This is a genomic window from Sphingomonas sp. 67-41 (assembly GCF_001899725.1).
Classification (GTDB): domain Bacteria; phylum Pseudomonadota; class Alphaproteobacteria; order Sphingomonadales; family Sphingomonadaceae; genus Sphingomonas; species Sphingomonas leidyi.
Genome location: NZ_MKWJ01000023.1, coordinates 18,701 through 40,955 on the forward strand (window position 1 = coordinate 18,701; position 22,255 = coordinate 40,955).

The window sequence follows — 22,255 nt, forward strand, 5'->3', positions numbered from 1 at the left end:
CATGGCCGCAAGCCATTGGCAACCAGGTCGAGGTAAATGATGAATGAGCATCAAAGCGCGTTGGATGCACTGGTCGGCGCCATCCTGCCCGCGGATCGGATGCGGGCAGCGCGGGATATCATCGAACCCATGGCGGATTCGGCGAAGACCGCCTCCGGCGTCGATGCGCTCGACTTCACGGTAGCGCTCAACACGATCCTCTTCGCCGACCTGCTCGATCGCACCGCGACGGGCGCGGCCTATGTCGACGATGTCCGCCGTTCGGGCCGGCGCGTCCGTTTCGACCATGGCGCCCTGCGGACGATCCGCCTTCCACATGGCGATACCGGCAGCCTGCCTGCCGGCGAGCAGGCATTTCGCCGGATCCTCGAGCCGCTCGGCTATGCGGAGGCGGCGATCTATCCGCTGCCCCGGCTGCGGATGACGGGTCGCGCCTATCGCCACCGCACCCATCCCGAGACCATTCCCCAATTCTTCGTCAGCGAGCTGCACGTCGACCGGTTCGACGCGGAATTCGCCGGCGCGGCCGCACGCGTCTTCGGCACGTCCCGGGATCCCATCGACGCGGAGACCGCGGCCGCGCTCGCCCGGCTTGGCCGGGGGGAGGCGCTGCCTCCCGACGTCGCGGCGCATGCGCTACGCGTGGCTGTCGACGCGTTCGGGCGCCAGCACGACCGGCCGATGCTCGCGGACTATGAGCTCCTCAAGCGCGCCTCGGCAGAGGCCGCCTGGATCGCGACCGAAGGCAATGCCTTCAATCATGCGACCGACCGAGTGCCCGATGTGGCTGCCCTGGCCGAAGCGCAGCGCGCGCTCGGCCGGCCGATCAAGGACAGCGTGGAGGTCTCCGGCTCCGGGCGCGTCCGCCAGACCGCCTTCCGCGCCGATCCGGTCGATCGCGCGTTCGGCATGCCGGCGGGCCCGGATCGCACCCTGTCGGTGCCGGGCTCATTCTACGAATTCATCACGCGCGACGTCGATCCGGCAACCGGCACACTCGACCTGTCCTTCGACAGCGGCAATGCCACCGGCATCTTCGGCATGACCAAGGCCGCATGACCGACGCCGCAACCTCCCTGTTCGACATGCTCGCCGAGATCGTCGGCGCGGCGCAGGTGCTGACGGACACGTCCGACCTGGCCACCTATCGCACCGATGGCCGCGGCGCCGGCGGCGGCGCGCCGATCGCGGTCGTTCGGCCGAGCGATGCGGCCCAGGTATCGGCGCTGGTGCGGCTGGCGGCCGGAGCGAATATCCGCCTCGTCGTCGCGGGCGGCCGGACCGGCCTGGCCGGCGCGGGCCTGGCCGCCGAACGCGAGCCGTGCATCCTGGTAAGCCTGGAGCGGCTCGCCGGCCTGATCGAAATCGATCCGGTCAACCGCACTGCCACCGTCGACGCCGGGATTCGGCTGTCGGCGCTCAATGCGGCCGCGGCCGAGCACGGGCTGAGCTTTCCGATCGATCTCGGCGCCGATCCGGCCATCGGCGGCATGATTGCCAGCAATACCGGAGGCGCCCGGCTGCTGCGCTATGGCGACGTGCGCGCGAACCTGTTGTCGGTAGAGGTCGTCCGCTCCGACGCGAAGGGGTCGCGCATCGCGCTGGGCGCGCCGCTCCGGAAGAACAATACCGGGCTCGACCTCAAGCAATTGCTCGTCGGCGGCTGCGGATCGACCGGGATCGTCACGCGCGCCACCATCGCCCTGCATCCCCTGCCCGCCGCACGGTTGACCGCATTGCTCGCGCTCGACGACCCCCATTCCGCACCGCGGCTCCTGCTGGCACTCGAGCGTGACTTCGGCAGCTGCCTGTCCGCGTTCGAGGGCATGAGCGAAGCGGCGATCCGCGCCGCGGCGGATCACGTCCCCGGCCTCCGGCTGCCGTTCGACAGCGTTCCCCCCTATGCGGTGCTGGTCGAGCTGTCCGCCGGCGCGGCGTTCGACGAGAATCTGCTGGAGGAGCGGCTGGCGGCCGCGCTGGAGCCGTTCATGACCGGCACCGATGCCAGCATCCGCGACGCGGCGATCGATCGGCGCGACAGGCTCTGGGCCTTGCGGCACGCGATTCCCGAGGGCTTGCGGGCGAGCGGCACGGTGGTGGCCTGCGACATCGCGCTGCGCCGCGGCGACGTCATGGTCTTTCGCGAGCGGATGGCCGGCTTGCTCGCCCAGCATGCGCCTGGGCTGGTGCCCCATGACTTCGGCCATATCAGCGACGGCGGACTCCACTATAATCTCGTCTGGCCGCGCACCGGCGGCACGCCGGACCCGGCCCTGCTCGACAAGGCCCGCACGCTGATCTTCGACACCGTAGTGGGGGAATTCGGCGGCAGCTTCAGCGCAGAACACGGCATCGGCCCGCGCAACATCGCGAGCTATCGGCGCTTCGTGCCGGGCGCGGTGCGCCGCCTGGCCGGCGAGATCCAGAACATCATGGCCCCGGTGTCGATCGGCCGGGTCGATTTCGGAACGACAGGAGAAGGCACGGAATGAGCGAAGCATTGATGGGCGTCTACAACCGCGCCCCGCTCGAAGTGGAACGCGGCAACGGCATGTGGCTCCACACCCGCGACGGACGAGCCTTTCTCGATTGCGTGGCGGGCATCGCCACCAACTGCCTGGGCCATGCCCATCCGCGCCTGGTGGCGGCGCTGGAGGAACAGGCGCGCAAGCTGTGGCACGTCTCGAACATCTTCCGCATTCCCGGGCAGGAGGAACTGGCGGCCCGCCTGGTCGGAGCGACGTTCGCGGACGCGGTGTTCTTCGGCAATTCGGGATCGGAGGCGGTCGAGTGCGCGCTCAAGGCCGCGCGCCGATATCATGCGGTCAACGGCGCTCCGGAGCGGATCGACATCGTGGGGTTCGCGGGATCCTTTCACGGCCGCACCTATGCCGCGGTCAATGCCTCGGGCAATCCCGCCTATCTCGACGGCTTCGGCCCGCGCCTGCCGGGCTATGTCCAGCTCACCATCGACGACCGCGCCGCGATCGACGAAGCGGTGCGGCGCCCGACGACGGCGGCGGTGATCGTCGAGCCGGTCCAGGGCGAAGGCGGCGCCCGGGCGCTCGACGGCGAATGGCTGTCGTGGTTGCGCCGCCTGTGCGACGCGCACGGCGTATTGCTGATCCATGACGAGGTGCAGAGCGGCATGGGCCGCACCGGCCGGCTATTCGCCCATCAGTGGTTCGACGGCGCGGAACCGGACATCATGGCGGTCGCCAAGGCGCTGGGCGGCGGTTTCCCGATCGGTGCCTGCCTGGCCACCGCGGCAGTGGCCGGAGCGATGACGGTGGGGGCCCATGGTTCGACGTTCGGCGGCAATCCGCTGGCCATGGCAGTGGGCATCGCCGCCTTTGACGAGATCGCCCGGGAAGAGACGCTGGCCAATGTCCGCGCGGCTTCGGACCGGCTGACGACGGGCCTGCGCGATCTCGTCGCCCGCTTCCCGGACGTCGCCATCGACGTGCGCGGCAAGGGCCTGCTGATCGGCATCCGGATGGTGCCGAACAACCGCGAGATCATGGCGCTGGCGCGCGACCACGCGCTGCTGGTCGCGGGCGGCGGCGAGAATTGCATCCGCCTGCTGCCGCCGCTCACGATCACCCTCGACGAGGCCGACGAAGTGCTGCGCCGGATCGAGGCAACGTTCGCCGCGGCGCGCGTTCGCTTCGCCGCCGCGGCCTGATGCTGGTTGCTCGGGCCGTTGCCGGGCAAAGCGGCGACGGCCTGCCTATATGCGATGCCGATACGCCCCCGGACGGGCGTGTCGGCGACATTGTCCCTGCAAGCGAGTGAATGCCATGTTCCTGCGATCCACCGATCCCTCTTCCGGCGAGACCATCTGGGAAGGTCGGCCGACCAGCCCGGCGGAATGTCTTGCCGCGGTGGAGCGCGCGCGCATCGCCTTTCCCGGCTGGGCTCGCACGCCCTTGGCCGAGCGCGTCGCGATCGCGCGCCGCTTTGCCGAGATCCTGCGCGATGAAGCCGAGGATCTCGCCATCCTGATCTCGCGCGAGACCGGCAAGCTGCTGTGGGACAGTCGGGGCGAAGTGGCTGCCATGATCGGCAAGGTCGAGATATCGATCGCCGCCCAGGCGCAACGCGCCGGCCTCGACGAGGCCGCCATGCCGTTCGGCCGCTCGGTCCTGCGGCACCGTCCCCATGGCGTGATGGCGGTGCTCGGCCCCTATAATTTCCCCGGCCATCTGCCCAACGGGCACATCGTCCCCGCGCTGCTGGCGGGGAATTGCGTGGTTTTCAAGCCGTCCGAGGAAACGCCCGCGATCGGCGAGCGCATGGCCGGCATCTGGTCCCGCGCCGGGCTGCCCGGCAATGTGCTGCAAGTCGTCCAGGGCGGCCGGGAAACCGGGGCGGCGCTGATCGAGGCCGATATCGACGGCTTGCTGTTCACGGGATCGGCCGAGACCGGACGCCATTTCCGCCGTGCGTTCCTGGACCGGCCGTCGGTGATCCTCGCGCTGGAGCTTGGCGGCAACAACCCGCTCATCGCCTGGGACGGCGATCCCGAGGCGGTGGCGACCCTGGTGGTCCACTCCGCCTTCGTCACTACCGGCCAGCGCTGTTCGTGCGCGCGCCGCCTGATCGTCCCGGACAACCGGCAAGGCGCCGCGATCGTCGACGCGGTGCAGGCACTGGCCATGCGCCTGCCGGTGGCGGCGTGGAACGACGGGGCCGACGCCTTCATGGGCCCGCTGGTTTCCGCGCGCGCGGCGGCATCGGCCGGGGCCGCGTTCGATGGCCTGGTCGTTCAGGGCGCCGCGCCGCTGCTGCCCGGCGGCTCGATCCCCGGGCGTGGCCCGGCCTTCATCGCCCCGGCGCTGTTCGATGCGACCGGGATCGACCTGCCCGATCGCGAGATTTTCGCGCCGGCACTCCAGGTTACTCGGGTCGCGGATTTCTCCGCGGCGGTCGCCCGCGCCAACGCCACGGCCTTCGGCCTGTCCGCGGGACTGATCTCGGCCGATCCGGCGCTGTGGGAGCGTTTCTCGACGGAGATTCGCGCCGGCGTGGTCAACTGGAACCGGCCGACCACGGGCGCCGCTTCCAACCGGCCCTTCGGCGGGCTGGGGGAATCGGGCAACCATCGCCCGAGCGCCTTCTATGCGGCCGATTACTGCGCCTATCCGATGGCGAGCTTCGAGGCAGAAGCGATCGAGGCGCAGCCGGTACCCGGCCTATAGGCATTGCCGGTCCCTTGTCAGCCGATCAAATGCTCGCCCAAAATGCGAAACGCCGGATGGGCGGTCTGGTAGGGGCCGTTCGACCACAGCAATTCAGGAGCCGCGCGCGATGATGGGAATTCTACGGGATCAGGTCCGGGTGATCCTGAACGATTTCGGCGTGGCGGCATCGGCGCTGGAAGGAGGGCCGCTGGTGGCGACCTCCCCCATCTCCGGCGAGGCGCTGGCCGAGCTGACGGTGCACACGGCCGGGGATTGCGACGCCGCGGTGGCGGCGGCCGTGGCTGCGTTCCGGCAATGGCGGCTGGTGCCCGCGCCGCGCCGCGGCGAGTTCGTGCGCCGGTTGGGCGAGAAGCTTCGCCTGCACAAGGACGCGCTCGGCCGGCTCGTGACGATCGAGGCCGGGAAGGTCCTGTCCGAAGGGTTGGGCGAAGTCCAGGAGATGATCGACATCTGCGACTTCGCGGTGGGCCTGTCGCGCCAGCTCTACGGCCTGACGATGCCGTCGGAGCGCGCGGACCACCGGCTGGTCGAACAATGGCATCCGGCCGGCCCGGTCGGCATCATTTCCGCGTTCAACTTCCCGGTCGCGGTGTGGAGCTGGAATGCGGCGCTGGCGCTGGTGTGCGGCGATTCGTTGATCTGGAAACCGTCGGAGAAGACCCCGCTGACCGCGCTCGCGGTGCAGGCCCTTTTCGAGCAGGTTGCCGCCGATTTCGGCGACGATGCGCCCCGCGGCCTGTCGCAGCTGCTGATCGGCGGGCGCGAACTGGGCGAGCGGCTGGTCGAGCATCCGGACGTGCCGGTGGTGTCCGCAACCGGGTCGACCCGGATGGGCCGCGAGGTTGGGCGGGTGGTCGCCGCCCGCTTCGGCCGCAGCATCCTCGAACTGGGCGGCAACAACGCCTCGATCGTCACGCCTTCGGCCGATCTGGACCTCGCATTGCGCGCGGTCGCGTTCGGGGCGATGGGCACGGCGGGCCAGCGCTGCACCACGCTCCGCCGGCTGATCGTCCACCAGGACATCGCCGACGATTTCGTCGCGCGGCTGCGCAAGGTCTATGCCGGGGTGACGGTGGGCGATCCGCTCCATGGCAATGCCCTGGTCGGCCCGCTGATCGATCGCGGCGCATTCGAGGCGATGCAGGCGGCGCTGAATGCGGCGAGCGACGCCGGCGCCCGCGTCCATTTCGGCGAACGCCTGCCGATCGGAGACGGCGATGCCTTCTATGTTCGCCCCGCCCTGGTCGAGGCCGATCGGCAGGACGGGCCCGTGGTGCAGGAGACCTTCGCGCCGATCCTCTACGTCCTGCGCTATTCCACGCTAGACGAGGCGATCGCGCTCCAGAACGGCGTGCCGCAGGGCCTGTCCTCCTCGATCTTCTCGACCGACATCCGCGAAGTGGAGCGGTTCCTCTCGGCGGCCGGATCGGATTGCGGGATCGCCAATGTCAACATGGGGCCGTCCGGCGCGGAAATCGGCGGCGCGTTCGGCGGCGAGAAGGAAACCGGCGGCGGCCGCGAAAGCGGCAGCGACAGCTGGAAGGCCTATATGCGGCGCCAGACCAACGCCATCAACTATGGCCGCTCGCTGCCGCTGGCGCAGGGCGTGCGCTTCGACCTGGAGGTGTGAAATCCGCACGGAACGCTCCGGCGGCGCGCTCCGTGACGCTTATGTGTAAAAACGCCCGTCCTCCCCGCTAAGCAGCGCAGGCCCCGAGCATCGAAGATCGAACCATTACGGCGCGTTCGATTGCCGATGCTATTGGGAGGGCATGAAGATGGCGGGAAAGAAAGACCGGCTACTATTTTGCGCGACGTCGCTGGCGGCCCTGTTCGCGCCAGCGGGCGCCATGGCACAGGAGGCGGCGGACCCGCCCTCCCAGGCCGATATCGTCGTGACCGCGCAGCGACGGGCGCAGAACGTCGTCGACGTGCCGCTGACCGTCAACGTCCTGTCCGGATCGGAGCTGACCAAGCGCAACATCACGTCGCTGCAGGATATCGCCGACAACGTGCCCGGCCTGGACGTCTTCTCGCAGGGCGGCGGCAAGCAACTGATCCAGATCCGCGGCATCAACAGCCTCAGGGGCACCTCGTCGCTCGTCGGCATCTATCTCGACGAAACGCCGCTCACCGGATCGCAGGACGGCTTCTACCCGGTCTATGCCGACGCGGGGGCGCTCGACCTGGCCCGGGTCGAAGTGCTGAAGGGGCCGCAGGGCACCTTGTTCGGCGAAGGAGCGATGAGCGGCGTCATCCGCTACGTCACCAACGACCCGAAGCTCGACCGGATCGGCGGCACCGTCGACTATTCCCTGTTCGCCACCGATGGCGGGCGCGCTTCCGCCCAGGTGAAGGCGGCGCTCAACCTGCCCCTGTCGGATACGCTCGCAGTGCGTTTCGCCGGCGAGTATCAGAACAATGGCGGCTGGCTGGACAATGTCGGCACCGGTGCCAGGAACGTCAATTCCAACCAGATCTATGACGGGCGCGTCAAATTGCTGTGGCAGCCGGACTCGCGGCTGCGCGTCGTCGGCATGGTCGACATCCGGCACAATGACGAGGATTCACCCTCCTACGCCAATATCCTGCCCTATGAGAAAGGGCTGTATCGCCACGCCATCGATCCCCATGGCCGGACGAGCGGCGTGTCCGAGCTCGACCTCTACAGCCTGCGCGTGGAATATGACCTCGGCTTCGCCGAGCTGATGAGCAACACCGCGCACAGCCGGCGCTACAGCAACAGCAATCTCGACCAGATCTACTACGCCACCAACGATCCGGCGGCGCCGATCGTGCTGGAGATCGCCAACACGCGCTATCTCAACAAGCAGTCGATCACGAGCCAGGAACTGCGCCTGACCTCCAAGGGGGACGGCCCGTTCAAATGGGTGCTGGGCGGCATCTACAAGGACGACGACCTGCTGCGCCATTTCCTGGACGGCGCGGAGCTGCTCTATCCGCCGTCCACCACCGTCACCATCCTCCAGGAGCCGATCAGGACGACCTCCAAGTCCTGGGCGGTCTATGGCGACGCCTCCTATTCGCCGTTCCGCCGGCTCGAGATCGGCGGAGGCCTGCGCTATTCGCACGACGACCGCAGCTTCACCGACGGCACCCTGCCGACCGCTTCCGGCACCTTCTCGCGGGTGACCTATCGCGCCTTCGTGAAATACGACGTCGCCCGCGACGCAAACCTGTATTTCAACGTCGGCAACGGCTTCCGCAGCGGCGGTTTCAACGCGGTGGTCAACCCCGCCTTCCCGCCCCCGCTGACCTATGCGCCCGAACGCTCGATGGCCTATGAGGCCGGCTTCAAGGCGAGCCTGCTCGACGGGAAGCTGGGCGTGAATATCGCGGCGTTCCAGCAATATTATCGCGGCCAGGTCTATGATCGCGTCGTGCTGACGCCGGTGTTCCTGCAATATACCGCCAATGGCGGCAACACGCGGATCCGGGGCGTGGAATGGCAGCTGACCGCCAGTCCGGTGCGCGCCCTGCGGCTGTCCGCCAGCGGCACGGTGATGGGATCGGTGTTCGTCGCCTCTACCCCCGAGGCGGAAGTGGATTTCCCGCCCGGCACCAGCCCGCTCGCGCTGCCCAAATATTCGATCCAGCTCGGCGCCAACTATGCCTTCCGCTGGGCGGCCTCGGTTCCCGGCTATCTCGATATCGATTTCAACCACAAGGACGAGCTGGTCGGCGGACAGGGCGTCACGCGCATCGTCACCGGGCCGCAATCCTTCCTGGGGGCCAGCCTGGGCGCGACGGTGGAAGGGCTGGACATTGCGATCTTCGCGCGGAACCTGTTGAACGAGCATTCGCCCTATTACCCGACGCTCGGCGGGATCGGCGCGGTGCCGCGGCCGCGGCAGATCGGCATCAGGCTCGGAAAGTCGTTCTAACCAAGCGGAGGGCCGCCCGTGTACCCGATCGACGTCGCCGCCCTTCTCCTGCTCGGCTCGGCCGCCGCCCTGTCCGCGATCGGCCGGCGGCGGCCCGCGCTGCTGGCGGCGCTGGCCGCGCTTGGAACATCGCTGGCGGCGCTCGCCCTGTACCATTGGCAGGCGGCTCCGGCGACGGCGATCGCAGCCGTCGCGACGGCCTGTCTGTGGCACGGCCCCGCCTGGCGAAGGCGCTGGATGCGGATCGCGGCGCACACCGCGTTCGCGCTGGGCATCCTGGGTGCGGCGATCCCCTATTACCTGTTCCCGCTCTTTTCGCTGCCCGCGCCGGACGGCCGCTATCCGATCGGGACGACGCGCATCGAGCTCATCGACGCCGGCCGGCATGGCGTGCTGGAGGACGGAGCGGCCGAACGGCGCCGCGTGACGGTGCAGCTCTGGTACCCTGCCTCGCCCGGGGGCCATCATCCCCTCGCGCGCTATCTGCCGCGCGACACCGTCGCGACCGATGCGGGGTCGATCGCGCGCAACGCCCTGCATCGCTCGTTCGAGCTGCTGCATCTCGTCGCCGTCCCGACTCATGCGCGGCTGGATGCCGAACCGGCGGGAAGCGGCCATCCGCTGTTCGTCTTCAACCATGGCTATACGATGTACCCGGCACAGAACACGCCATTGTTCGAGCGTCTGGCGAGCCATGGCTATGTCGTGGCCAGCATCGGCCATCCCTATGATTCCGCGCGACAGCAATTCGCCGACGGATGGAGCCGCGAGACCACGCCGCTGGTGGTGTCCCCGGCAATGATCGAAGCCCTGGGCGCGCTGGTGCAGGACCAGAGCGCCAAGGGCTGGCGCCGGCGCTTTCCGGCCTATGCCGAGGCCGCGGCGAAGGACCGGCTGATGCGCAGCACCGAGGCATGGCTGGCCGATACCCGCTTCGCCCTGGCCACCCTCCAGCGCGGCCGGCCCTCGCCGCTCGCCGCGCGGATCGCAAGCTCGACGGATTTCTCGCGCCTGGCGTTCGGCGGCATGTCGTTCGGCGGCGGGATCGCGGCGCAAGCCTGTGTGCAGGAACCGCGGTGCCGTGCCGCGATCAGCCTGGACGGCGTGACCTATGACCCCAGGATGTTCGATCGCGCCGCCGGCCGGCCGATGCTGTGGCTGCAATCCGACTGGCCGCGATATCCGCTCTATCCGAACCAGCCGCGCGATCCCCGCACCCATCCGATGGACTTCGCGTTCCGATCCTGGGCGGCTCCTGCGGCGCCGGACGATTTCCGGTTCCGGATCGAGGGGTCGGGCCATCTCGCCTTCACCGACCTGATCCGGATGTTCCGCCATCGCACGCCGCCCGCCCTCTACGGCACCATCCCGGCGGCCGAGATGGACGGCGTGATCGGCGACTTCTCGCTCGGCTTCCTGGACCGGTTCGTCGAAGGAAGGGACACGGGCTTCCCGCAGGCCCAGCAATCGCGATATCCCTCGGCGGTCCGCCACCTGCCTGGAACGGGCGCTCCGCGCTAGGTTGAGAACTCAAACAAATATCTGATTTTACGTCGTCATCCCCGCGCGGGCGGGGATCCAGAGCCAGGCGCGGAGCCGAGGTGACGGGGTGCTGTCCTCTCCGGACGGCGTTCGCGTGGTGGTGCCGATATCCCGCATTACCCTGGATCCCCGCCTGCGCGGGGATGACGATTGAAGGAATATGAGAGGGAGCGCCCTTCGAGCCGCTCAGTTCAACAGGACGTCGAGGATGCGATCGACGCCGTGCCGGATCGGATCGCTGCAGGGCAGCCCCGTCTGCGCTTCGATATCCCGGATCGCGGCGTCGATCGCGGCGGGTTCCATGCGCGAGGTGTTGACGCTGATCCCCACCACGCGCGCCTCCGGATTGGTCAGCTGCGCCGCGGCGACGTTCATGTCGATGCAGCGCCGCAAGTCGGGCACCCCATAGTCGAAGCCGAGCAGATGGGTGCGAACCGGTTCGTGGCACACCACCAGCGCGTCGGGCTGGCTGCCATGGATCAGCCCCAGCGTGACGCCGGCATAGGCCGGATGGAACAGCGAGCCCTGGCCTTCGATCACGTCCCAATGATCCGGCGCGGCATCGGGCGACAGCCATTCGGCCGCGCCGGAGATGAAGTCGGCGATCACCGAATCGATCGCGACGCCGCGCCCGGAGATCATGATGCCGGTCTGCCCCGTCGCACGAAAATCGGCATCGACCCCGCGCGCGCGCAATCCCGCCTCCAGCGCCAGCGCAGTGTATTTCTTGCCGACGGCGCAATCGGTGCCGACCGTCAGCAGCCGCTTGCCGGAGCGCTTGCGCCCCGAGCCGGGCAGGAAACCGCGATCGGGCTGGCGAAGATCGAGCACCGCGCGCCCCGTCCGGTCGCGGGCTTCGGCGATCGCCGGGATGTCGTTGAGACGCTGGTGCATCCCCGCGGCAAGGTCCAGCCCCTGTTCCAGCGCGTCGACCATGGTCGCGACCCAATGCTCGGGAATGAAGCCGCCGACATTCACCACGCCGACGATCATGGTCCGCGCGCCCGCCCGCGCGGCCTCGGCGGGAGTCATCTCGGCGATGCCGAGATCGACCGTGCAGCCAGGCAGCCGGTGCTGCGCCAGCACGCGTTCGCGGCGCCATTGATTGACTCCCGCGGCGGTCTTGGCCGCGCTGAATTCCTCCACGTCGCCTAGGAAAAGCAGATATGGTGCCTGCATCGTCATCCCCGTTTCATTGCCAGAAGACGATGCGGGATGGCGCAGCGCGGCGCAGACCGCTTTGCCATTCCGGGCCCGCCATTAGCCATCACGGTGCCCGCGGAAGGAATCGCGAACTGGCGCGCCTCGACGGCTAAACGGGCAGGTTCGGAATGGTCTCAAATCATCGCCGTCAATCAATGTGGGACGGACGACGCAACCGATGCAGGATATCGCGGAACAGACACCCCTGGCGCCACGAACGACGATGGCATGGGAAATCGGCCGCCTCGACGCGCATGACCAGGCCGCGCTCGTCCGCCGGGGCGAGGTGTCGGCGCGCGAATTGTGCGAGAGCGCGATCGTGCGGATCGAAGCGCTCGACGGCGCACTGAATGTCATCACCCATCGCGATTACGATGCCGCGCTGGCCCGCGCCGACCGTGCCGCCGGGCCGATGGCGGGCGTGCCGTGGCTGCTCAAGGACGGGCTCGACTATCGCGGCATGCCGAACCGCAGCGCCAGCCGCCTTCATCGCGATGCCGCGCCGGGCGATGTCGACTTTCCCTTCACCCGGGCCTTTGACGATGGCGGCCTGGTCGCGCTGGGCAAGACCAACGCGCCGGAATTCGGCCTGCTGCCGACCACCGAACCGCTGCTCTACGGGCCGGCCCGCAATCCATGGGCGCCGGAGCGCTCGCCCGGCGGATCCAGCGGCGGCGCGGCCATCGCGGTGGCGACCGGCATGGTGCCCCTGGCCCATGCGGCGGATGGCGGCGGATCGATCCGCATCCCGGCCTCGTGCTGCGGCCTGATCGGCCTGAAGCCGGGGCGCGGCGCAACCCGGCGCGCCCGTGCGCCGCACCTGATGGAGGACCTGCTCGCCTGCGACATGCTGCTCGCCCGCAGCGTGCGCGACGTGGAATGGGCGATGGGCATGGTTGCCGCGAACGCGCCCTCGCCTGCGCCTCGCCGCGAGAAGGGGTTGCGCATCGCGGTGGTCACGACCAACCTGAACGGCGACCAGCCCCATCCCGACGTGCTCGCCAGCACCCTGCGCAGCGCGCGGCTGTGCGAGGAACTGGGCCACCATGTGTTCGAGGCGCCGCCGCCCTATGACGGCCCGGCGGTGATGGTGGCGTTCAAGGCGATCTGGGCCTATCTGGCGCGCGACGTGCTGCAATCGGCCCGTGCGCGTTTCGGCGCCGCCGCAGACGGTGCCGTCGAGCCCTGGACGCTGGGGCTGGGCGAATGGGCGGGCGGCGCCGCGATCGACGATGTCGACCATCTGTTCCGCGCGACCGAGGAGGCCCGCCGCGCACTGGACTCCGCGTTCGGCGATGCCGATGCCATCCTGTCGCCGGTGCTCGGCCTTCCCGCGCTGCGCATCGGGGAACTGGCCCCGGACGCGGATTTCGATCACATCATGCAGCTGATGTTCGATTATGTATCCTACACGCCCTTGCACAATCTGACCGGCCATCCGGCAATGTCGCTGCCGGTCCAGCCGGGGCCGGACGGCGTACCGATCGGCACGATGTTCGCCGCGCGGCGCGGCGGCGAGCCGCTGCTGCTCGACCTGGCCCGCCAGCTCGAGCAGGCCGCGCCGTGGCAGGATCGCTGGCCCGGCTGCGTTCCCGGCGCGAAGATGGGCTGACCCGCGATGGCCGACCCGCCCCCGCCCGAGATCCTCTCCCGGAGCCTGCACGACATGCTGGCGCAGCTTCGCGACCCGGCCGCCGCGGAGGGGCTCTCGACGCGGAAGTCGGACGGCTGGAGCCATCCGACACCTGGCGGCCTCGGCTTTCGCTACGAATATGACAGCAATGTCGCCAAGGGCGGATGGGAATTCTACGAGCTGCACAACGGCGTCTGCGTCGCCCTGGTCAACATGGTGGCGCGCCGCCAGCTCGCCCGAAGCCACCGGTGCGACGATTATCTCGCCTTGTCGGCGGTGCTCAACGGCAATGTCCGATTGACCGATGCGGCGGGCACCGACGGCGAGCTCGCCGATGGCTATTGCACCATCTACGGCACGGGCGGCGGGCGCAGCTTCGACACCGTCTACGAGGCGGGTGACCATCTGCGCTGGGTTACCCTGTACTTCGAACGCGGGCGCTTCTTCGAGCTTACCGGCCTGACGGAGAGCGACATCCCCGCCGATCTCGCCCAGTATGTCCGCAACGGCGGCGACTATCCGGTCCGCAACGTGCCGCTGTCGGAGCTCGCCTCGCTCACCGCGCATCAGCTCATCTCGCCGCCCTTCGCCCGCGCCTTTCGCGGCGCGTTCATGTCCGCCAAGGCGCTGGAGCTCGCCTGCCACATCCTGTTCGGCCTGTCCCAGCCGGACAGCGAGCAGTTCGGCGGCCGATTCGAAGCGGAGGATCACCGGCGGCTCAAGCGGGCGATGCAGATCATCCGCGACAATATCGACCAGCAGATCAGCATCCATGAGATCGCCGAGATGGTGGGGATGACGCGCCACCGCCTGCAGATCGGCTTCCGCATGATCTATGGCGAGACGGTGGGCCGCATCCGCGACAAGCTGCGCATGGAGCTGGCGCTCGACCTCATCCGCGATTCCAGGATGTCGATGATGGAGATCGCGCTGGAGACCGGATATGAGCATGCGGCAAGCTTCACGCGCGCCTTCAAGGCGGCGTTCGGCGTCTCGCCGATCCAGATGCGCAAGGTGGCGAACGACGAGCTGCGCGTGCGGCACCTGGCCTCCAGCCTGAAGCGCGGCGCCAAGCCGGCGAGCGAAGGGGATGACGATGCGGCCTGAGGCGCGCGGGGCGAGGATCCCGCGGGGCGCGATCGTGCTGCTGCTGAGCGCGATCTACGCCGTCAATTACATCGACCGGCAGATTCTCGCGATCATCCTGGAGCATATCAAGCACGAGTTCCGGGTTTCCGACACGCTGCTCGGGCTGCTGGTCGGCCCGGCCTTCGCGCTGTTCTACGCGACGCTGGGCATGCCGATCGCGCTGGCCGCCGACCGGATGAGCCGGTCGCGGATCATCATCGCCTCGCTCGCCTGCTTCAGCGCGATGACGCTGGCATGCGGGCTGGTCGCGCGCTTCTGGCAGCTCGTCGTCGCGCGGATGCTGACGGGCGTCGGCGAAGCCGGCACCGGGCCGGCCTCGCAATCGATCATCTCCGATCTCTACGGCCCGTCCGAACGGGCGACGGCGCAGGCGATCTACGCCACCGGCGTCAATGTCGGGCTGATGATCGCCTTCTTCGCGGGCGGCTGGATCGCCGACGCCTATGGGTGGCGCGCGGCCTTTGTCGCCGCCGGCGTGCCCGGCCTGCTGCTCACCCTGCTGGCGATGGCGGTCCTGCGCGACCCGCCCCGGCCCGCGCCGGTGCAATCGCCATCGCCCACCGCCGCGCGGCTCGGCTTCCTGTGGCGGCAGCGCTCCTATCGCTACATCGTGCTGGGAACGGCGATGAGCGCCTTTTCCGGCTATGGCATCACGGCCTTTGTCCCCGCCTTCCTGATCCGCTCGCATGGCATGGGCTCGACCGAGGTGGGCCTGACATTCGCGCTGATCGTCGGGCTGGGCGGCGGGTTGGGCACCTATGCCTCGGGCCGGTTCGCCGACATCGCCGCGCGGCGCGGCGGCATCCATCGCAACCTGCTGGCGCCGGCCATCGCCGCCGTCATCTCGATTCCCTTCTGGGTGCCGTTCTTCCTGGCCGGCAACGTCGCGATCGCGATCGCGGCGGCGGTCATCCCCGTCTCGCTCAGCGCCGCGTTCATCGGGCCGTGCATCGCGACGATCCAGACGATCACGCCGCCGGCAATGCGCGCGCGCGCCGCGGCGATCCAGCTGTTCGTCGGCAATCTGATCGGCCTCGGCCTCGGCCCGCTGGTGATCGGGGTGCTGAGCGACCTGCTGCGGCCGGTGTTCGGCGCGGATTCGCTGCGATACGCGATGTTCGCCGGCGTGGCAGCGGCGGCGGCCTCGATCCCCTTCTACCTGGTTGCCGCCCGCCATGTGCCCCAGGACCTGGAACGGCTGGACGGGCTGGACTAGCTGCCGCGCCGCAGCAGCCGCCCGGCGCAGTCGCCGGTCGCGCCTTTCGCCTCGCTATAGGCCAGCCGCCCGTTCACCCAGGTCGCGACGACGCCCGCCGACAAGCGGGTCGGAGCGGCGAAATCCGCACGGTCGATGATGCGCGATGCGTCGAACAGGGTGAGATCGGCATAGGCGCCCGCCGCCACGATCCCGCGGCCGGCTATCCCGAAGGTGTCGGCGGTCAGCCCGGTCATCTTGTGGACGGCGGTCTCGATCGGGAACAGCCCCAGATCGCGCGCATAATGGCCCAGCACGCGCGGGAACGTGCCCCACAGGCGCGGATGGGGCCGCTCGTCATGCGGCAGCCCGTCGCTGCCGATCATCGCCAGCCGGTGCGCCATGATGCGGCGCACCTCGTCCTCGTCCATCGAGAAATAGACTGCCCCCGCCGGCACCAGGCGCGCCGCCGCCGCCTGCAACGGAACCCGCCATTCGGCGGCGATCGCCGCGAGCGACTGTCCGGCGCGGTCCGGATGCGGCACCGACCAGCTCACCACCGTCTCGATATCGGGGCGCACCCATTCGGGGCGCAGCACGGTGCTGGATGCGCAATAGGGATAGACGTCCAGGCCGATGGGATGGTGGGCGGCGCAGGCGTCGATCATCGCCAGCGTCGCACGCGACTTGCCGAAATTCTCCGGGGCAGTGCATTTGTGATGGCTGATGACGATCGGCAGGCCGCCGGACACGCCGATGTCGATCGCTTCCGCGACCGCCGCCTCGACTGCGTTGCCCTCGTCGCGCAGATGCGTGACGTAGAGCCCGTTCCGCGCCGCCGCGCACCGGGCGAGCGCAACCAGTTCGTCCATCTCCGCGCCGCTGCCGGGAGCATACCAGAGCCCGGTCGACAGGCCTGCCCCGCCCTGTTCGAGCGCCTCGGCCAGCCGGGCCGCCATCCGCCCGACTTCCGCGGCGGTCGCCGCCCGCCCGGTATCTCCCCCCATCGCCTCGACCCTGAGCGGCATGTGGCCGACCAGCGCCAGCGCGTTCACCGCCGGCGGGGCCTCCGCCAGCTGCCCGGCATAGGCGGCGAAGCTGGGGAAGCGCCACCAGCGCGCGTCGCCGAGCAGGTCGAGCGGCGCGGGCGGGCGGCTGTCGAACGCGACCGGGGCCAGGCTGATCCCGCAATTGCCGACGATCACCGTCGTGACTCCCTGCGACAGCTTGCACAGCATCGCGTCCGCACCGCCGAGGATCAGCCGGTCGTCATGCGTATGCGCGTCGATGAAGCCCGGCGCGAGCGTGAGCCCCGCCGCATCGATCTCCTCCCGCGCCGCGCCGATATTCCCGCCGATCGCGACTATTCGGTCACCCTCCACCGCGACATCCGCGACGGTGCCCGCCGCACCGGTGCCGTCGATCACCAGCGCGCCGCGAATGGCAAGGTCGATCACGCCTCCGCCTCCAGCCGATCGGCGTTCATAGCCTCCACCCAGCGGATCAGCGCGTCATCCCCCAGATGGTCGAGCGTCTCGCGGACCACCGGCGGCGGTTCGTCCTGGGCAAGCTTGAACCGCGCATCGACCTTCAGGATCGTCGCCGTGAACCCGATCACGCGATCGCGCAGCGCGGCGTAGCGGTGCGCGATCTCCGCCACGCGCCAGCGCTCCGGGCGGCCCTGCTCCATCTGGTGGACCAGCAGGTTGATCGCGCGATCGGTCAGATCCTCGCGCAGGGTGATGTCGGCGGTGAGCGTCGCGTTGACATAGATCCATGTCGGCGCCGAATCCCGATCGGCGTACCAGCTCGGCGAGACATAGGCATTCGGCCCCTGGAACAGGATCGCCGCACGCGGCCGATCGCCGAGGCGCGCCACCAGCGGGTTCGTGCGCGCCATATGGCCCAGCAACAGCATCCCGCCATCCTCCGGCGGCAGCGGCAGCGGCAGCAGCGGCAGCTGGCTGCTCAGTATCTCGCCGGCTGGATCGACGCTCACCAGCCATGCCAGCGGGCACGTGCGCAGCAGTGTGGCGACATCCTCCGGCGAACGGGGCGCGAAAGGCGAATGCACTCGATGTTCCTCCGGATGCCAGGCCGGAGAGACAGCCACATCGCGCCGCGCCCCGCTTTGCAATCCGACCCGCGAATTCGCGAAACCGCGCGCCGGACTGCAAAGCCGGCCCGCGCCGCGCCTCTATGCCGGCAGCAGGGAGGAACCGCGATGAAAGTGGATGCACGAGCCGAACAATGGGAGATGGCGGAGCCGTTCCGCATCTCCGGCGAGACGTTCACCCATGCCGAGATCGCCGTGGTCACGATCGAGGATCGCGGCATCATCGGCCGCGGCGAGGCATGCGGCGTCTATTATCGGGGCGACACCTCGGCGCGGATCGTCGAGCAGGTGACGCGGCTCGCGCCGATACTCGCGGAAGGCATCGATCGCGCCGCGCTTCAGCGCCTGCTGCCGGCCGGGGGCGCACGAAACGCGCTCGACGCCGCGCTCTGGGAAATCGAGGCGGGCCATGCCGGAAAGCCGGTATGGCAGCTTGCCGGCCTGTCCGGGACACGGTCGCTCCCCACCGTCTTCACGATCGGCATCGCTTCGCCGGGGGAAATGGCGCGGAAGGCGGCGGGCATGGCGCACGCGCGCCAGATCAAGCTGAAGCTGGAAGGCAATGGCGAGGACGGGGAACGGGTCAGGGCGGTGCGCGCGGCTCGCCCCGATGCCGCGATCGCCGTCGATGGAAACCGCGGCTTCGATCCGGATGGGCTCGATGCGATCATGCCGATATTGCGCGCGGCCGGCGTGACGCTGATCGAACAGCCCTTCGCGATCGGGCGAGATGCGGACCTGCGCCATGTCGACCGCGCCATCCCGATCGCGGCGGACGAGAGCGTCCAGGACAGCGACGATCTCGAGGGGCTGGTCGGCCTGGTCGACCTCGTCAACATCAAGCTCGACAAGTGCGGCGGCCTTACGCACGCGCTCGAAATGGAACGCAATGCGCGCCGCATGGGCTTCCGCGTCATGGTCGGGAACATGACCGGCACGAGCTGGTCGCAAGCCCCCGCCTTCATCCTCGGCCAGCGATGCGACCTTTGCGACCTGGACGGGCCCACGTTCCTCGCCCGGGATCGCACGCCGGGCGTCCGCTATGCCGACGGCCTGATTCATTGCCCGGATGCGATTTGGGGCGGCGGGCGCCGACGCGAACCGTAGCAACCGCGGCAAGAGAGGCGGCTATGCCGGTGCGCCTGCCCGGGATACAGCCCGAATGCGGCCCGGCGCCGCGCATCGCCCACATACGGGAAACGGATATGGATTTCTCCCTGCTCCAGCGCACCAGCAAGATCGTCGACGAATGGCGCTATCCGGCGGCCGAACCCCTTAGGAACGGGCTGTTGCAGGTCGATCACGATCCCGATCATCGCCTCTATTGGGAGGAATATGGCAATCCGGCCGGCGAGCCGGTCATCGTGCTCCATGGTGGCCCGGGTGGAGCCTGCGCGCCCGTCATGGCGCGCTATTTCGATCCCGGACGCTATCGGATCGTCCTGTTCGACCAGCGCGGCTGCGGCAAGAGCGAGCCGACCGTCGCATCCGCCGGCCCCGCGGTCGCGCTCGCCAACAACGCGACCCCGCATCTGATCGAGGACATCAACCGGTTGCGCGCGGCGCTGGGCATCGAGGGAAGGATGCACGTGTTCGGCGGAAGCTGGGGCAGCACGCTGGCAATGGCCTATGCGATCGCCCACCCCCATCACTGCGCCAACCTGATCCTGCGCGGCATCTTCCTGGGCGCGGCGGAGGATCTCGACTTCATGTATCAGGGCAATGCGGCGACGTTCGAGGATGCTCCGTTCGCCCTCACCGCGCCGGGCGCCTATGTCAGCTATCCCGAAGCGTGGCGCCGGTTCCTGGCCCCGATCGCCCCTGCCGAGCGCGGCGACGTAATGAAGGCCTATAAGGCGATCTTCGACCGAGTGCCGTCGACGAAGCAGGAGCGCGAGCAGCAATTGGCGGCGGCGCTGGCATGGTCGATCTGGGAAGGCACCATCTCCAATGCGATCCCCGACGTCGACGACAGCGGGAAGTTCGGCGAGGATGTGTTTGCCCTGTGCTTCGCGCAGATCGAAGCGCATTATTTCGCCAACGGGCTGTTCCTGGAACCTGACCATCTCGTCCGCAACGCTGCCACGCTGGCGAGCATCCCGGTGCATATCGTCCATGGGAGGTTCGACCTGGTCTGCCCGCTGACCCAGGCCTCGCGGCTGGCCGCCGCCTTGCGGGAAGCCGGCACCGAACCCGCGACCTTCGTGGTGACGAATGCGGGGCACAGCGCGATGGAACGCGAGAACGCACTCGCGCTGACTGCGATCATGGATGGTCTGCCCCCGCTCGATTGACCGCCAGCGGGCGCCGAGGCGCCTTTCGGCCCTGAATCGATTTGCAGACGATCGACCGCTATCTCGCTGTAAGGAAACATGTTTCCTTCGCGGCAACGCCTCCGCACGGCTAACGCCCCCCGGGAAATCCCCCACGGCCTAGCATGTTGGAGCGCTGTAAGGCGGAAGGCATCGGGCGGGTTCCGCCGGATAGCTGTAAGCCTTCCCCCATGTCCTAATCCGGCCACCAGCAGTCGCTGGGACGGTAGGAGATGTATGATGAAGATTATTGCAATCGGCGCAGCAGCCCTGGCGGTACTCACGGCCGCTCCGGCCCTCGCCCAATCGTCGGGCTCCGGCAACATCGGCGGAGGTATCGGCGTGGGTGTCGGCGGTTTCACCAATGGCGGCATCAATACCGACTCGCTGAGCAGCACCAGCACCAGCGGAGTCAGCGGAACCATCAACAACGAGCTGTCGGCGTCGTCCGGCAGTGGTTTCGGCGGTACGATGAACATCAACAGCCTGCCCGGCGGCACCAGCTATGCGGTGGTCGGCGGAGTCGGTGACGCCGGCACCTCGATCAGCTCCAGCGTGAGCCCCTCGGGCGTCGGATCGATCACCAGCAACAGCTACAATGCCGGCGTCTATGGCGGCCTGACGCACGGAAACGCCGCGTTGAACATGCAGGTGATGAACTTCGGCGAGAGCGCCGGCGACTACAAGTTCACCGCCAACTTCAATGCGTCTAACACCACCAACGTGAATGCAGCGAGCATCGACTGGAACGCCGCAGGAGCAGTGGGACTGGTGGGGTTCGGGTTCGGCTCGCTGGGCTGGACCGTCGAATAGGAGGCTTACAGGCGGGGCGGCAGCCGCCGTCCCGCCTCCCTTTCCGTTCAGGAGTTCGATCATGAAGCACCTAGCAGTCGCGGCGACCCTCGTCCTGATGGTCAGTGCCACAGCCGCCAACGCCCAGCAGAACACGTCGGATACCGCCACGACCAACAGTGCGGTGACCGTCGAGGCGATCACCGGTCCGGTCAGCGAGGCTCCGGCCCACGAGACCGTCACCTATAGCGGGCATGAGTGGACCACCCCGAGCGTCCAGGGCAGCTATTTCGCCGGCGCCAATCCCTGCCTCATCGGCACGGGCGGCGGCATTGCGGGCGGGCCGATCGGAATCAACCTCAATTTCGGCCGCAGCGACGAAGGCTGTACGCGCAGGTCCGATGCCGCGGCATGGCATGCGATGGGCTTCGACAATGTCGCGGTCGCCCGGATGTGCCAGGATCGCAAGAGCGCCGATGCATTCTTCGCTGCCACGGGCACGACATGCCCCGGCGCCGATCCCGGCCGCTATCGGGCCGCCGATGGCAGCAAGGCGCCCATGGCCATGCTCGTCGCGAACAGCCGCGCGATCCCCGGGAACCCCAATGCCGGGCCGGTGGACCTGAACAATCCGGCGGTACAGGCCGCGATCCACGAGGAAGCCGCGCGCCTGGCACGCACGAACGCCTTCGCGCCGCAAGCGCCCAAGGGCATGCTTCCGCCGCCGCCGCCGCCGCTGCCCCAGCAATAGGGGCGGCAACGGGCCTTGTCTCAACCGGCGATGATGAAGGGAATGTCGAGGTGACCTTGGAGACCGAACCGGAACGCCAGCTGGATCATATGGGCGCGGTTGCGGGCACGAAGCTTCAGGCGAATGTTCTCGACGTGGCGATCCACGGTCTTCGGACTGATCTCGAGCCGTCTGGCGATTTCCTTCGCACAGAAACCGCCGGCGGCGAGATCGAGGACCTGCAGTTCGCGGGGAGTGAGATGGTCATAGGAATGCGCTCGTTCTTCCATGGTGCATTCTCCGATACTGGCCTCGCGCATGGTGCTTCCCTGAAGATCCAGCCATGCCGAAACTCGGCCAGCCCCTCGTGGGCGAGGCTGCTTACTCCAACCTTACGGGTATATGTCGGCCGATTGGGCGCTGTCTCAAATCCGCACAGGCCCCGCGCGGCCTTTCCGGGGGACACGGTCGGGG

At 68.6% G+C, this 22,255-nt stretch carries 17 protein-coding genes and 1 pseudogene; 14 read left to right on the top strand and 4 right to left on the bottom strand.

Annotated elements, in window-relative coordinates:
- The first annotated feature begins 36 nt into the window (after nt 1–36).
- The 7 genes from BGP17_RS16725 (at nt 37) to BGP17_RS16755 (ending at nt 10,630) form a co-directional block, all read left to right on the top strand.
- On the top strand, nt 37–1,059 hold the full coding sequence (locus BGP17_RS16725) for a 2-oxoadipate dioxygenase/decarboxylase family protein (RefSeq protein WP_286712804.1): 1,023 nt from the start codon (nt 37–39) through the stop codon (nt 1,057–1,059).
- On the top strand, nt 1,056–2,492 hold the full coding sequence (locus BGP17_RS16730; protein WP_286712805.1) for an FAD-binding oxidoreductase: 1,437 nt from the start codon (nt 1,056–1,058) through the stop codon (nt 2,490–2,492). Before BGP17_RS16725 ends, BGP17_RS16730 begins: the two co-directional genes overlap by 4 nt.
- Nucleotides 2,489–3,685 carry an aspartate aminotransferase family protein gene (locus BGP17_RS16735; protein WP_286712806.1) on the top strand — a complete coding sequence of 399 codons (1,197 nt, stop codon included), beginning with the start codon at nt 2,489–2,491 and terminating at the stop codon, nt 3,683–3,685. Before BGP17_RS16730 ends, BGP17_RS16735 begins: the two co-directional genes overlap by 4 nt.
- 115 nt (nt 3,686–3,800) lie before the next feature.
- Nucleotides 3,801–5,201, top strand: a complete 1,401-nt coding sequence (gene astD, locus BGP17_RS16740; RefSeq protein ID WP_286712807.1) for a succinylglutamate-semialdehyde dehydrogenase — start codon at nt 3,801–3,803, stop codon at nt 5,199–5,201.
- Nucleotides 5,202–5,310: 109 nt separating this feature from the next.
- Nucleotides 5,311–6,834, top strand: coding sequence for an L-piperidine-6-carboxylate dehydrogenase (gene amaB / locus BGP17_RS16745; RefSeq protein ID WP_286712808.1), 1,524 nt, complete (start codon nt 5,311–5,313; stop codon nt 6,832–6,834).
- A gap of 142 nt (nt 6,835–6,976) precedes the next feature.
- A complete protein-coding gene (locus BGP17_RS16750; RefSeq protein ID WP_286712809.1) occupies nt 6,977–9,109 on the top strand; it encodes a TonB-dependent receptor in 2,133 nt (710 codons plus the stop codon).
- An 18-nt stretch (nt 9,110–9,127) separates the two neighbouring features.
- Nucleotides 9,128–10,630: an alpha/beta hydrolase gene (locus BGP17_RS16755; protein WP_286712810.1), complete on the top strand. Its 1,503-nt coding sequence runs from the start codon at nt 9,128–9,130 to the stop codon at nt 10,628–10,630.
- A gap of 207 nt (nt 10,631–10,837) precedes the next feature.
- Here the strand turns inward: BGP17_RS16755 and dgcN are convergent, their stop codons facing one another.
- A complete protein-coding gene (gene dgcN, locus BGP17_RS16760) occupies nt 10,838–11,836 on the bottom strand; it encodes an N-acetyltransferase DgcN (protein WP_167298475.1) in 999 nt (332 codons plus the stop codon).
- A gap of 241 nt (nt 11,837–12,077) precedes the next feature.
- On the opposite strand from dgcN, the gene BGP17_RS16765 reads away from it, so the two are divergent.
- Genes BGP17_RS16765 through BGP17_RS16775 form a run of 3 tightly spaced genes read left to right on the top strand, consistent with a single transcriptional unit; the run spans nt 12,078 to nt 15,852 of the window.
- Nucleotides 12,078–13,466 carry an amidase gene (locus BGP17_RS16765; RefSeq protein ID WP_286712811.1) on the top strand — a complete coding sequence of 463 codons (1,389 nt, stop codon included), beginning with the start codon at nt 12,078–12,080 and terminating at the stop codon, nt 13,464–13,466.
- Between the two features lie 6 nt (nt 13,467–13,472).
- The gene (locus BGP17_RS16770; RefSeq protein ID WP_167298473.1) at nt 13,473–14,594 is read left to right on the top strand and encodes a helix-turn-helix domain-containing protein; all 1,122 of its coding nucleotides are present in this window, start codon (nt 13,473–13,475) and stop codon (nt 14,592–14,594) included.
- Entirely contained in the window at nt 14,578–15,852 is a 1,275-nt protein-coding gene (locus BGP17_RS16775) for a spinster family MFS transporter (protein WP_286712812.1), read from the top strand. Before BGP17_RS16770 ends, BGP17_RS16775 begins: the two co-directional genes overlap by 17 nt.
- Here BGP17_RS16775 and BGP17_RS16780 read toward each other — a convergent pair.
- A complete protein-coding gene (locus BGP17_RS16780) occupies nt 15,849–17,288 on the bottom strand; it encodes an N-acyl-D-amino-acid deacylase family protein (RefSeq protein WP_286712814.1) in 1,440 nt (479 codons plus the stop codon). The genes BGP17_RS16775 and BGP17_RS16780 overlap by 4 nt on opposite strands.
- Entirely contained in the window at nt 17,285–17,905 is a 621-nt protein-coding gene (locus BGP17_RS16785; protein ID WP_286712816.1) for an FMN-binding negative transcriptional regulator, read from the bottom strand. The genes BGP17_RS16780 and BGP17_RS16785 overlap by 4 nt, the downstream gene beginning before the upstream one ends.
- Before the next feature lie 150 nt (nt 17,906–18,055).
- On the opposite strand from BGP17_RS16785, the gene BGP17_RS16790 reads away from it, so the two are divergent.
- The 4 genes from BGP17_RS16790 to BGP17_RS16805 all read left to right on the top strand — a co-directional run bounded on the left by BGP17_RS16790 (nt 18,056) and on the right by BGP17_RS16805 (nt 21,802).
- Complete coding sequence (locus tag BGP17_RS16790; protein ID WP_286712817.1) at nt 18,056–19,054, top strand: dipeptide epimerase; 999 nt, start codon at nt 18,056–18,058, stop codon at nt 19,052–19,054.
- Between the two features lie 98 nt (nt 19,055–19,152).
- Nucleotides 19,153–20,241, top strand: a complete 1,089-nt coding sequence (gene pip, locus BGP17_RS16795; RefSeq protein WP_286712818.1) for a prolyl aminopeptidase — start codon at nt 19,153–19,155, stop codon at nt 20,239–20,241.
- 258 nt (nt 20,242–20,499) lie between these two features.
- Complete coding sequence (locus BGP17_RS16800) at nt 20,500–21,072, top strand: hypothetical protein (protein ID WP_243857123.1); 573 nt, start codon at nt 20,500–20,502, stop codon at nt 21,070–21,072.
- Nucleotides 21,073–21,133: 61 nt separating this feature from the next.
- Entirely contained in the window at nt 21,134–21,802 is a 669-nt protein-coding gene (locus BGP17_RS16805; RefSeq protein ID WP_167298466.1) for a hypothetical protein, read from the top strand.
- A gap of 20 nt (nt 21,803–21,822) precedes the next feature.
- Here BGP17_RS16805 and BGP17_RS16810 read toward each other — a convergent pair.
- Nucleotides 21,823–22,143 (bottom strand): annotated as a pseudogene (locus BGP17_RS16810) (helix-turn-helix domain-containing protein); the annotation flags it as partial.
- Nucleotides 22,144–22,255: the final 112 nt, after the last annotated feature.